The organism is Acetobacter sp. UBA5411 (genome assembly GCF_002409645.1).
GTDB lineage: Bacteria > Pseudomonadota > Alphaproteobacteria > Acetobacterales > Acetobacteraceae > Acetobacter.
The window spans coordinates 222,354-234,685 of the sequence record NZ_DHNR01000031.1 but is presented as its reverse complement, the minus strand read 5'-3'; the positions used below and the strand labels follow the sequence as shown (position 1 = coordinate 234,685).

Here is a 12,332-nt window from a genome sequence, read left to right as displayed (position 1 = left end):
GGAAACTGATACTGGACCGATTGCGACGACACCAGAGCCTCATGGCCGGTTCCGCATCCCAGTGGCGGCTTACAGGGTTCATCCACCCGTTCAGACGCACTTCATCTGAACGGGTAAAACAGTGAACCGACTCAGCTGGCCTGCAGACCACGCGCGATGATGATCTGGGCTTCCGTCGGAGAAAGAGTCGTCTTCACTGTTGTGGACACACTGCTGATGACTGCTTCAAGGGCCGGCAGAAGAGTGGCCACAGCCTGAACCATGGTGTTGACTGAAGTCGGAAGCTGCGACTGAAATGCCTGAAGAATGGTTACGGCAGCTGAGGCGGCGCTTTCTGCCGTTTCAATCCAGTTCTGGGCGACAGTCAGTGTCACGGTGGATGCAGCCGCCGCCGCGACCTCGGCAGTAACGGTGCTGACCTGAGTGATCGCGGCGGTGATCTTCGCTGTATTCTCCGTACCGATGATACTGCTGACCGTGGTGGAGTTCACCATCTGGGTCAGACCGGATTCAATGCTGCTGATAATGGAGAGCACCTTGGTGACGTTGACGCTGTAGGTCGTGTTGCCGCCGGAAGACGTGACCGTGCAGGCGGTCAGAGAGGCCATGGCGCCTGCGCCACCAGCGAGCAGGCCGGCACGAAGCAGAGAGCGACGGGAAAGACTGGACATGAAATCTCCTGAAATAAAATGAAACAGATGAAAATTGGGGAGGTGCTTAATATAACCGGATCATAAGGCGCGGTTGCGCTGCGCACTCTACTTGTCCACAGGTCAGAGCGCAGAAGGATTTGCCGGATCTTTACCCATCAGCGGTAACCGAGCTTTTCTCCGCCGCATCCTGCCGATAAAGTTTGGCACCGCACCCGGTCAGGCCCGATGAAGGGCACCGATGAAAGGCTTGTGTACGTGAAGACTGCCCTGTCTCTTTTGACTCTGACAGCGTTCTGCCTTGCCACTCCTGCGATGGCGGACGAAACGCTGACGTCCGCGGCACAAAGCTCGGTCGCGAATGAACAGCTCCGCAAGGAAATGATCGTGCTGCAGTCAGATCCCGAACAGGCCAGTGAAGCATGCATCACCGCCATGAAGGAGCTTCACGACACGCAGGCGAAAATTTCCGCAGCCGAGGAAAGATCCAGTTCAGCCGATCTCACGGTCGCCAAGGACGTGCTCGAATCGGATTATGAAAACGCCATTGAGATGTGCGGCCCGGATGCACGTCGCCTCTGCACGGCTCAGGATCGGCCAGCCAAACTGGCGCAGGCCTGTGCAGCTCTGAAAAGCGAAACGGACTGAGTGGTTTGTCTGGACCGATTTCGGGTAAGTGATTGAGAGTATTTACGAAGTCGTCTTTCTGAAGCTTTTTGGAAAAGTTTTCCTATAATTTACAGAGTGCGCTTCGAGAGCGTTTTCAATCCGCGATGCTCATGTCGGCGCGCCGCCACCAGCACTGTTCCGCAGGTCTTGGCTCAGGAAGCATGGGCAAAGGATCACCGGAAAATTCTACCGTGTTGGTCGGCGTTTCCTGCAACGTGATGGTCGTGCAGCGCAGGACGCCTCCATCGGCAACCAGCATCGCGTCCAGCTTGGCTTTCAGCAGGCAGGCCATCATCTCGGTGGTCGGATCGCCCGGCGTTACAATGATCCGCTCGGCTCTCGCCGGTTCGTTGGCGCGGAACCATCCCAGCAGCGGATCATCCTCCGCCAGTTGCAGGGCGTGATCCAGCTGCTCATCGACAAACCTGTGCCAGCCACTTTTGGCCCGCTGAAACGAGACCGGCATATTGGCGACGCCATCAAGCGGGCTCAGACTGGTCGGCTCAAGACGCACGGTGACGAATTCATTGTGACCGTGCGGCAGGGCGCAGCTTTCACTTGCCCCATGAATCAGCCGGTGTCCCATCGAAAAACGCCGGGTGAAGATCAGATCAACCATGACTGTCATTCCCGCTGGTCCTGGACTCGCGTAGCGCCTCGTACGCCGTCCAGCCCGCCTTGCGTAACTCGCAGGCCGGGCAGACGCCACATCCATGCCCCCATGCATGAAGCGTGCCGCGTGTTCCGAGGTAGCAGCTGTGACTCTCATGATTGATCAGCGTCACCAGCGGTTCGCCGCCAAGCGATTCAGCCAGTTGCCACGTCTGCGCCTTGTCGATCCACATCAGCGGCGTGTGCAGCACGAAGCGCGAATCCATCCCCAGATTCAGGGCGACCTGAAGCGCCTTGATCGTATCGTCCCGGCAGTCGGGATAACCGGAATAGTCGGTTTCGCAGACACCGGTGACGATGTGACGCAGCCCACGCCGGTAAGCGAGCGCGGCGGCGAAACTCAGGAAAATCAGGTTGCGTCCGGGAACAAATGTGCTGGGCAGACCGCTTTCCGTCATCTGGATTTCAGTATCACGCGTCAGCGCCGTGTCCGACACCTTCCCCAGTGCGTCGAGTTCCAGCGTATGGTCCGGACCAAGCCGCTCTTTCCAGTCGTCTTGTAGCGCCGCCATACCGTCGCGCAGCGTATCGCGGCAGGTCAGTTCGACGGCGTGACGCTGGCCGTAATCGAATCCCAGTGTTTCCACGCGGGAAAACCGGTCGAGCGCCCAAGCAAGACAGGTCGCCGAATCCTGTCCGCCCGAAAACACCACAAGCGCGCCGTCTGTTGAGGAAGGCTGGAGAGACATGATCATGGAATCCCGATGAGCTTGTGGGTCTGAAGGGACAGGCGCCAGCGTGGATGGGCGAGGCAGTATCGGACTACAGCGTCCGTGTTGGCAACGCGATCAGGACCGTCCATCGGCTGAAGCCAGAATTGCCTGAAATCAAGAGCCGCCATGTCCGCTGGATCAAGTTCAGGCTGAGGATAGACCAGCTTCAGCTCATGACCACTCTTTTGAATCCATTCAGAGCCGGCTTTCGGACTGATGCAAAGCCAGTCAATGCCCTCGGGAGCGGCTATGGTACCGTTACTTTCCACGGCGATCATGAAGCCTTCTTGATGCACAGCGTCGATGAGCGCCTTATCAAGCTGAAGCAGCGGCTCTCCGCCAGTGAACACCACAAAACGCTGGTCATGCTCCGGAAGCGCCCAGGTTTCTGCGATGGCTCTGGCCAATGCCGCTGCATCCGCAAAGCGACCACCGCCCTCACCGTCCGTGCCGATAAAGTCGGTATCGCAGAAACGGCAGATTGCTTTCTCCCTGTCCACCTCCCGACCGGTCCAGAGATTGCAGCCGGAAAAACGACAGAAAACGGCGGGACGACCGGTCTGGCCACCCTCGCCCTGCAACGTATGGAAAAGTTCCTTAACGGCATAACTCATGCCGGGTCATGTCGGACAAGATGACGTGGATGGCAAGGGGTATCAGGTATTATGCGGCGAAAGCAGGATGACCGCAGTGCCAGCAAGACATAAAGCCACGCCGATATAGTCTGCCCGGTCAGGCTGCACGCCCTCCACGCTCCAGAGCCAGAAAAGCGCGACCGCAATATAGATGCCTCCGTAGGCGGCATAGGAACGGCCTGCAGCATTGGTGTTGATCAGCGTCAGCAGCCACGCAAATGCGACGAGAGAAGCGCATCCGGGAAGCAGCCAGAACGGTGATCGCCCCTCGCGAAGCCAGGCCCAGAATGAAAAACATCCTGCAATTTCAACGAAAGCTGCGAGTGTGTAGATGATCAGGGACATGGCGCTCTCAGGTTAGCAAAAGGTTAAATATATTCTTACGCAAGATGTTATAAGGACATTGTTAATGTTTCAAAACTATGCTCCCGCTTGCTGTAACGATTTTATGGCGTTTTCTTGATGAACTAATAACACAAAAAACACTGGATTAACGACCTATTATCTGTGTCCAGACCGCATGTTCTGATAGAAAAACTTCAACGAAGCGAACACAGAAACCTCAAATACTTAAAGGGACAAGTAAATGTCTGGGATGCGCGAACTTTCACTGTCTGAACTCAACACTGTTTCTGGTGGTTGCTGCTACCATCCCCAGCACTCCTGTGGCGGAGCAAGTCAGACTTCGCTCGCCGGTATGATCGGTGCCTATGCCGGTTACCTCGCTGGAATGTACAATGTTGGCGCTGACTATTTTAATCACGCATCCTGCTCCACCATTGCCAGCGCCTGGCAGAATGTCGGTAATGACATGAAGCTCGGCTACAGTATGGGATCCAGCATGTCTGTAAGCGGTGCCCTCAACCTTCTGCAGCAGACAGTTTCCTCCATCAGCTCCGCTGTCACAGTCAACAAGTGCGGCTGGGTCACCAGCGAAAACCTGATTTCATTCCCGGTTTCACCTGGCGGTTCAGCCCTCGGCTGATTGACCCAGTCATACTGTTCCCTGCGCCTCGCTTCCGGGCGCAGGGAACAGCTTTCTCAAATCCTGACCAAAACAAATTTCCGGACTGAAATCACCCGACGCAGTATCGCTGCCCTACCCAGCAACAGGCCCGAGACCTGCCGGATAAAGAATAGGCATTGATGCCTCTTCTGAAGCTGCGAAAAACAACAACGGCAGCACGCCACCAAGCTGCGACGCCATATCGAGATAATCCGTCATCCTGTCACGACAGGAAACCGATAGTGGCAACCGCAACAAAGCGGTCCTCTTCTACAGGCGATTGAGCCTTTCACCTGCGCATTCCGAACAATATGTTCTTAAAAACATCTGGTGTTCCGATAGCGTGACAAGTCTTGCCGCATCCCACCACAGTGCGCCGGGCCCTACCGATCCACATGCCCTAGATCGCGCTCCGGAGCGATCACATCCCGCACTTTCTTCTTCAGTTCCTTCGGGCCGGGAAAGCCGTCGTCCCGCACGCGCTCCCACACCAGAATATCGTTCACCCTGATCTCGAATTTCCCACCCGTATCAGGGCATAGCGCCACTTCCGAAAGGTCTGTGCCGAAGGTGGAGAGCAGTTCCTGCGCCATCCATGCCGAACGCAGAAGCCAGTTGCACTGCGTGCAGTAGCGGATCGAGACTCGGTGAGCAGTTTCGGTCATGCAGACACTTCCTTCTGAACAGGCAAGGCGGATGTTTTGCCCTCCCCCAGCAATACAGCGTAGAAAGTCCTGACCGGAGATACCACTCCCCTAATGCCTTTGGGGGCCAGAAGGACCATCTGCATGAAAGTCGCTCTCGGACAGTTCGCCGTCGCTCCGGAATGGAGCGCCAATCTCGCGCAATGCGTGTCGCTGATAGACAAGGCGGTGGCGGAAGGAGCAAAGCTTCTTATCCTTCCGGAGAGCATCATCGCGGCGGACATGAACGATCCCCGCATCACCGTGCGCACGGCGCAGCCGCTTGACGGTCCCTTCGTCACCGGCCTGATTGATGCGCTGACGGGCAAGGATCTCACCGTTATCTGCTGCATCGCCACGCCGGACGCATCCGGGCTGACGCATAACTGCCAGATCGTGCTCAAGGGATCCGGTCTGGTCGCCTGTTATCGCAAGCTGCATCTCTACGACGCCTTCAACATGAAGGAATCGAACGATTACATCCCCGGCACGGAACTGCCACCCATCGTTCAGGTGGGCGATATCAAGGTCGGGCTGATGACCTGTTACGACGTCCGCTTCCCGGAAGTGGCCCGCTCGCTTGCCGTGCGCGGCGCCGATCTGCTGACTGTGCCAGCCGCCTGGGTACGTGGCCCTGGCAAGGAATGGCACTGGGAGGTGATGGTCACCGCGCGGGCGCTGGAAAACACATGTTACCTGGCCGCCGTGGGGGAGTGCGGGCCGCGCAACATTGGGTGCAGCATGATGGTCGATCCGCTGGGTGTGGCGGTCGCCCGTGCTGGTATCGCGCCTGATCTGATCTTCGCCAATGTGGATCTTGAGCGCATCCGCGCGACCCGTGAGGTGCTGCCAGTGCTTGCAAATCGTCGATTCAAGGATCCCGAACTTGGGTAGAGTGGCGCGTAGATGTTTCTATCTTGTCCAAGATTCAATTGAGAGGAGTTCGTCTTTTTCTGAAGAAAAAGAAGCAAAAAGACTTTGATTTACAAGAGGGCAGTTTGGTCGGCAGCATTGTTCGCTGACACGAAAAAGTTTTTTGGTTCTTTTTTCAAAAAAGAACGGATCCCTTCTAATCCTGTCTTTTAGAAACAAACAACTTCTGAAACCGGAGCAACCATGGACACGCTGAACAAGACGAAAGACCTGATCCAGAGCCGGGATGACGGCTTCGTTCATGTTCAGGGCGCACGCGAACACAATCTGAAAAACATCAGTGTGGATCTACCACGAGACAGTCTTGTAGTGTTCACCGGCGTTTCCGGTTCCGGCAAGTCCTCGCTTGCATTTGGCACACTCTATGCCGAGGCGCAGCGCCGCTACCTTGAATCCGTCTCCCCCTATGCGCGCCGTCTGTTCCAGCAAATGCCCGTGCCGGACGTGGACAGTGTGGACGGCCTGCCGCCCGCCATCGCGCTCCAGCAGCAACGCGGCGGCAGTTCAGGACGTTCATCCGTCGGCAGCATCACGACGCTCTCCAACCTTCTGCGGATGCTCTACTCCCGCGCCGGAACCTATCCGGACGGCTTGGCACGTCTGGAGGCTGAATCCTTCTCGCCGAATACGCCGATGGGGGCCTGCAAACGCTGTCACGGGCTTGGCCGCATCCATGACGTGACAGAAGCGAGCATGGTACCGGATGATTCTCTCAGCATCCGCGACCGGGCCGTCGCATCATGGCCGACGGCGTGGCAGGGGCAGAATCTACGGGATATCCTCATCACCAAGGGCGTCGACGTTGATTGTCCATGGCGGGATCTACCGAAAAAGACACGCGACTGGATTCTCTTCACCGACGAAACGCCCACCTATCCGGTCTATCCCGGCTTTACGCATGAGCAGGTGCAGCGCGCTATCGCCCAAGGGCTGGAACCGGGCTATCAAGGCACATTCACTGGCGCACGGCGCTATATCCTCCAGACATTCGCCAACTCGCAGAGCGCCATGATGCGCAAACGGGTCGAGGCGTTCATGACCTCCACCGACTGCCCGGAATGTCATGGTCAGCGGCTGAACGCCGATGCGCTGCGTGTGACGTTTGGCGGCTACAACATCGCGGCCATGACGGCCCTGCCGCTGGAAACCATCGCTGCGACATTACGTGCATCTGTGGATGCGAACCCGGCCGAGGATGCGACCGCTATCGCTGCCGGACGCATTGTTGAGGACATGATCGCGCGTATTGGCGTACTGGAAGATCTTGGTTTGGGCTATCTCCAGATGGATCGTGGCGTGCAGACGCTCTCACCCGGAGAATATCAACGCCTGCGTCTTGGCACACAGATCCACTCCAATCTGTTCGGTGTGGTCTATGTGCTGGACGAGCCTTCGGCTGGTCTGCATCCCGCTGATACGCAGGCGCTTCTTGCGGCGCTCGAGCGTTTACGTAACGCCGGAAACTCCCTTTTTCTGGTCGAGCATAATCTCGATATCGTCCGTAACGCGGAGTGGATCGTGGATGTCGGTCCGCAAGCAGGCACACGCGGTGGCGAAGTGCTGTATTCCGGCCCGCTTGCGGGACTGAAAGACGTCGAAGGGTCCCGAACACGGGATTACGTGTTTGCCGCCACTTCGAAAGTGCGTCATACGCCACGCAAGCCATCCGGATGGCTGAAACTGGACGATATCAACTGGAACAATCTGAACGGTCTTTCGGCTTCATTCCCACTCGGCGTTTTCACGTCTGTCACCGGCGTATCCGGTTCGGGAAAATCCTCGCTAGTCAGTCAGGTTCTCACAACCATCGTCGCCAAGGCGCTTGGTCAGGCGTTACCGGAAACGGATGAGGAAGAGAACGCACTTGTCTCGTCGGCACATGCCGGTGAGCCAGAAGGGCGTATTGTGGGAGGGCTGGAAGTCATCAAACGTCTTGTGGTGATCGACCAGAAACCCATCGGCCGCACGCCACGATCAAACCTTGCGACTTATACAGGACTTTTCGACACGATCCGCAAGCTCTACGCCGGGACAGAGCTCGCGCGGAAACGCAAATACGATGCGGGTCATTTCTCGTTCAACCTTCCGAAAGGCCGTTGTCCAACCTGCGAAGGTGCCGGCTCGACCATGGTGGAGCTTCTGTTCCTGCCGAGCGTCTATGCGCCGTGTCCGGCTTGCCACGGTGCGCGCTACAAGCCGGAAATTCTGGAAGTAACCTATCGCGGAAAATCCATCGCTGAGGTTCTCGACATGAATGTCGATGCCGCCTGCGCATTCTTTGCCGAAGATGCCGGTCCAGCACAGGCGCTGACCACCCTTCAGCGTGGAGGGCTCGGACACCTCAAACTCGGCCAGCCCGCAACCGAACTTTCAGGAGGCGAAGCTCAGCGGATTAAACTGGCGACAGAACTGCAAAAGCAGCGCCGTGGTCATACACTTTACGTTCTTGATGAACCGACGACTGGCCTGCATCCATCGGACGCGGACCGATTGATGGATCATCTCCACGAACTGCTGGATGGCGGAAACACCGTGATTGTCGCTGAGCACGATATGCGTCTGGTGGCGCGGGGGGACTGGGTGATTGATATGGGACCAGGCGCAGGCAACAAGGGCGGTCATATCGTGGCGGAAGGAACACCGCACACGGTTGCGCATATGAAAGGGAGTGTCACAGCACCATTTCTGATGCGTTATACGGGATAGAAACTGATATATCGTGAAATAATCTGGAAGTGTATTTTCTCCACAATGCAGGTTTATTGTTTCCGAATGAGGAACATATCCTTGCATCAGCAACAGGAGAAATACCCGCCACTTCAGAAAAAACATTGTGATAATTTTTATCACAATGCACTGCAATCTACGTAATCATCTTCGCAGGCTTCATACCCAGAAACAGCGCCGGTCTCCACAGTCAAAATACATAACGTTTTCCCGAACGTTCTTGCAAAAAAGAAAAAGGGAGAAGCGGCTACCCACTTCTCCCTTTCTCCCGCCTCCATGAACAAAACAGGCTTACGTTTCCAGCACGGAAAAGCCATGCGTACCGTCACGCTCAAGCTGGGCGACGAGACCAAACTCCCAATCGAGATAGGCCTGCATGGCTTCACGGGCATTGTCAGTGCCCTCATAAGGCCGTTTGTAGATATCTACTGGCTCAGAAAGAGCATTTTCTTTGGACAGGCCCGCTTCAAGAGGGTGGCCAGCCGCTTTCCATGCCGCGGTCCCTCCATCCAGCACTTTTACTTCGATACCATTTTCTGCAAGACGCCGAGCCGCAATCTGTGCAGCAACACCATCAGGAGACGTCAGAACGATCTGCCGCGTAGCTGGCACATCAGGATGCGCAAACAGATCTGTCGGAATGATAAAGAAAGCACCGGGAACATGCCCCGCCCTGAATGTCCGGCTGGTGGCCAAATCAAGGATAAAAGGCGGATTGGATCCCGCACTCTGTGCCAGAAGATCTGCCGATGTGATCAAAGGCATGGCAGCAAGAGGCCGCGACAGAAGAACTGGTTGCGGACCAGTTTCCTGCTTCAGCCCTGTCCAGTCATCCAAAACATAGACATGCTTCCATCCAAGCTGACGCAGCCAGTGACCGGTCATGCGGGCGCGCACACCGTCCGTGTCAGTCAGCACGATCGTGCCATGACGCACACCGATCCATTCATCCGTTGCCTGCACCAGCTGACCTCCGGGAGCCGAACGAAACCCCTCCAGATGCCCGGCCTCATATTCCTCCGGCGAACGCACGTCGAGCCGATACAGTGAACGATCTGCCCGACTTTCCAATTCGCTAAGCAGAACCGGTGAAATGAACTCGACACCTGTTTTTTCAGCGAGTTCCTGCGCCCTCTGTCGCGCTTTTGCGTGATTCGCCTCCGTGAAATCCGGTGCCTTGCGACTAGCCTCATGATCCAATTCGAACCCGGCCAGCGTCCAGCCGATCGTGCCGTTGCGCAGGGCAAACACAGGGTTGGGAATTTCTGAATTGACCAGAGACTGCGTGCCAATGATCGAACGCGTGCGGCCAGCGCAGTTCACGATCACCGTGGTATCCAGTGACGGCGCAATATCGCGCACCCGCAGAGCGAGCTCTGCCCCAGGCACGGAACGACCGCCGGGAATGGATATCGTGTTGTATTCCACGAAGCGTCGTGCATCGAGAATGACAAGGTCATCACCTCGCGCGATGCGGGCATGTACCTCTTCAGCCGGTAGGGAAGGCGTATGACGGACATGCTCGACCAGTTCGCCAAACGCCTTGGACGGCACGTTCACGTCGATGAACAGTTCGCCTCCGGATGCACGCCAACCGTCCAGGCCACCCGTCAGAGCCGAAACATCCGTATAACCCAATTGCCTGAGCAACTCGACGGCAGAACGGACAAGTCCTTCACCATTGTCATACACCACGACCTGCACGGTCCGGCGGGGGATAAGGGCGGTGACCAGCTCTTCAATACGCCCCAACGGGAGATTGACCGCAAAAAGCGGGTGTCCCGCTGCAAAAAATGCTTCTTCACGCGCATCGAGAAGAGCAATTTCCTCACCGGCACGCAGTCGTTCACGGACGGTTTTCGAAGCAGTTTCCGCAATCGGTGCGTCAGAAGGGGAGAGCGCGTTCATGCTGCCTGCCTTTCGCGGGAACGATCCCACAGATTGGGTGTCTCTTCGCTGGAATAGCCCGAAATGAAGGTTTTCTCCGCGCCGGTTTCCGGATCGTAGGTGGCACGGGAAACGCCGCCGATATTGGCGCCATAGACATGAATGGAGATCGACGTTTCATCCTCCAGCGCATTGGCCACAAGATGATAATCATTGACGCCCGGAGCAAGAGTCGCGACTTCCCCCGGTTCGAGGAATGTGGTTTCCGTGGCGTGAAAATAGCCTCTTCCGTCACGCTCATACTGCGTTTCGCTTTCACGACCACGCAGCATGCCGATCACCCCCCACACCCGATGATCGTGCAGGGGCGTTTTCTGACCCGGTCCCCAGACGAAGCTGACGACTGAGAAACGCTCAAGCGGATCACAGTGGAGGAGATACTGGCTGTAGCGTTCCGGACTGGGCTGCGCGAACTCGTCAGGCAGCCAGTCGTCACGAGAGACCAACCTGCGGAGGAGCTTCGCTCCTTCCGTCTGAAGGGTCTGCGGATCATTGTCCGCATCGTGAAGTTTCGTAAAATCAACGATGAAATCACGCAGGGAAGAGATTGTGCTCATGACAAGCTCTCACGCCACGCGTGTAAGACGGCGGTTATCCTCTTCCGCCACCAGTTCACGCACCAGTGGGATCAAGTCACGACCGTATTCATACGCATCGAGCAACGGATCGAACCCGCGGATCAGGAAGGTGGAGATGCCAAGGCGGTAATAATCGATGAGCGCTTCAGCAACCTGCTGAGGTGTGCCGACAAGCGAAGTGGAGTTTCCCTTGGCTCCAGTCAGTTCCGCAATCCCGGTCCAGAGACGTTTGTCGAGACGCCTCCCCTGCGCCGCCGCAGCCAGAAGGCGACGCGATCCTTCATTGGGCACATCCTTATTCCGTACAAATCCAGTCGTTTCCTGAAGAGAACGGGCTTTTTCAAGAATACGATCGGCGCGCGCCCATGCCGCCTCTTCCGTTTCCGCGAGAATAGGCCGTAGTGAAAGCGAGAAGCGCGGTGAGCGACCGTGTTTTGCAGCAGCAGCCCGGACCCGTGAAACGGTTTCGGCCACCTGCTCATAGGTTTCGCCCCACAGAGCGTAAACATCGGCATGCTTGCCAGCGACTTCGATCGCTTCCGCCGAAGAACCGCCGAAGTAAACAGGAATGGATTCTTCATTGTAAGGATGGACAAGCGAATTGGCGCCGCGAACATCGTAGAACACGCCCTTGTAATCAAATGGCGTGGTCTGGCTCCACTCCTTCCGCACAATATCGAGATACTCACTGGTCCGGGCATAGCGCTGGGCTTTGGTCGTATGATCGCCGTCAGCCTGCAGCTCCAAATCACTACCGCCCGTGATGATATGCACCGCGACACGTCCCCGCGTGAGGTTGTCGAGCGTGGCAAGCTGACGCGCGACGATGGTCGGCGCATTGAAACCGGGACGATGAGCGATCAGAAGACCGAGATCCGGCGCAACAGACGCTGCGTGCTGGGCGATGAGAATGCTTTCGGGTGAATTGGAATGGAAGGCGACCAGAACACGGTCGAATCCGCCATTCTCATGAATCTTTACCGCGGTTTCGATATGTTTCGGATCAACCACCGGACCTGATGGAGGGATGATCTCGGAGTGATTGCGACTGCCGATGTAACCGATGAACTCGACGGACATGGTGGCCTCCTAATTAACTATTTTATTAAGTTGATATAA

The 12,332-nt window shown here is 56.6% G+C and carries 13 protein-coding genes; 4 read left to right on the top strand and 9 right to left on the bottom strand.

Translation table 11 applies throughout. The features are described from left to right. Positions 1–131: 131 nt before the first annotated feature. Positions 132–671 (bottom strand): hypothetical protein, encoded by a 540-nt coding sequence (locus tag B3759_RS10390; RefSeq protein ID WP_291365844.1) that lies wholly within the window; start codon positions 669–671, stop codon positions 132–134. A 207-nt stretch (positions 672–878) separates the two neighbouring features. Here B3759_RS10390 and B3759_RS10385 point away from each other — a divergent pair, with 207 nt between their 5' ends. Continuing rightward, positions 879–1,298: a hypothetical protein gene (locus B3759_RS10385; protein ID WP_291365843.1), complete on the top strand. Its 420-nt coding sequence runs from the start codon at positions 879–881 to the stop codon at positions 1,296–1,298. A 115-nt stretch (positions 1,299–1,413) separates the two neighbouring features. Here B3759_RS10385 and B3759_RS10380 read toward each other — a convergent pair whose 3' ends face one another. Genes B3759_RS10380 through B3759_RS10365 form a run of 4 tightly spaced genes read right to left on the bottom strand, consistent with a single transcriptional unit; the run spans position 1,414 to position 3,684 of the window. Beyond that, on the bottom strand, positions 1,414–1,938 hold the full coding sequence (locus tag B3759_RS10380; RefSeq protein ID WP_291365910.1) for a 6-pyruvoyl trahydropterin synthase family protein: 525 nt from the start codon (positions 1,936–1,938) through the stop codon (positions 1,414–1,416). Next, positions 1,931–2,686 (bottom strand): 7-cyano-7-deazaguanine synthase QueC, encoded by a 756-nt coding sequence (gene queC / locus B3759_RS10375; protein ID WP_408736475.1) that lies wholly within the window; start codon positions 2,684–2,686, stop codon positions 1,931–1,933. Before queC ends, B3759_RS10380 begins: the two co-directional genes overlap by 8 nt. Further along, the gene (queE, locus tag B3759_RS10370; RefSeq protein ID WP_291365841.1) at positions 2,683–3,318 is read right to left on the bottom strand and encodes a 7-carboxy-7-deazaguanine synthase; all 636 of its coding nucleotides are present in this window, start codon (positions 3,316–3,318) and stop codon (positions 2,683–2,685) included. Before queE ends, queC begins: the two co-directional genes overlap by 4 nt. Positions 3,319–3,360: 42 nt before the next feature. Further along, positions 3,361–3,684 carry a YnfA family protein gene (locus tag B3759_RS10365; protein WP_291365840.1) on the bottom strand — a complete coding sequence of 108 codons (324 nt, stop codon included), beginning with the start codon at positions 3,682–3,684 and terminating at the stop codon, positions 3,361–3,363. Positions 3,685–3,925: 241 nt separating this feature from the next. Between B3759_RS10365 and B3759_RS10360 the strand changes: the two genes are divergently transcribed. After that, complete coding sequence (locus tag B3759_RS10360; protein ID WP_291365839.1) at positions 3,926–4,324, top strand: hypothetical protein; 399 nt, start codon at positions 3,926–3,928, stop codon at positions 4,322–4,324. A 404-nt stretch (positions 4,325–4,728) separates the two neighbouring features. Here the strand turns inward: B3759_RS10360 and B3759_RS10355 are convergent, their stop codons facing one another. Continuing rightward, on the bottom strand, positions 4,729–5,010 hold the full coding sequence (locus tag B3759_RS10355; RefSeq protein WP_291365838.1) for a SelT/SelW/SelH family protein: 282 nt from the start codon (positions 5,008–5,010) through the stop codon (positions 4,729–4,731). A 123-nt stretch (positions 5,011–5,133) separates the two neighbouring features. On the opposite strand from B3759_RS10355, the gene B3759_RS10350 reads away from it, so the two are divergent. Then, the gene (locus tag B3759_RS10350; RefSeq protein ID WP_291365837.1) at positions 5,134–5,922 is read left to right on the top strand and encodes a deaminated glutathione amidase; all 789 of its coding nucleotides are present in this window, start codon (positions 5,134–5,136) and stop codon (positions 5,920–5,922) included. Positions 5,923–6,144: 222 nt separating this feature from the next. Continuing rightward, entirely contained in the window at positions 6,145–8,667 is a 2,523-nt protein-coding gene (locus tag B3759_RS10345) for an excinuclease ABC subunit UvrA (protein WP_291365836.1), read from the top strand. 312 nt (positions 8,668–8,979) lie between these two features. Here the strand turns inward: B3759_RS10345 and B3759_RS10340 are convergent, their stop codons facing one another. From B3759_RS10340 to B3759_RS10330, 3 genes are read right to left on the bottom strand one after another with little or no spacing between them, the layout of a single operon-like run. Continuing rightward, positions 8,980–10,596, bottom strand: a complete 1,617-nt coding sequence (locus tag B3759_RS10340; RefSeq protein WP_291365835.1) for a rhodanese-like domain-containing protein — start codon at positions 10,594–10,596, stop codon at positions 8,980–8,982. Continuing rightward, positions 10,593–11,192 carry a cysteine dioxygenase gene (locus B3759_RS10335; protein WP_291365834.1) on the bottom strand — a complete coding sequence of 200 codons (600 nt, stop codon included), beginning with the start codon at positions 11,190–11,192 and terminating at the stop codon, positions 10,593–10,595. The genes B3759_RS10340 and B3759_RS10335 overlap by 4 nt, the downstream gene beginning before the upstream one ends. A 9-nt stretch (positions 11,193–11,201) precedes the next feature. Then, positions 11,202–12,293, bottom strand: coding sequence for an LLM class flavin-dependent oxidoreductase (locus B3759_RS10330; RefSeq protein WP_291365833.1), 1,092 nt, complete (start codon positions 12,291–12,293; stop codon positions 11,202–11,204). Between the last annotated feature and the right edge of the window lie 39 nt (positions 12,294–12,332).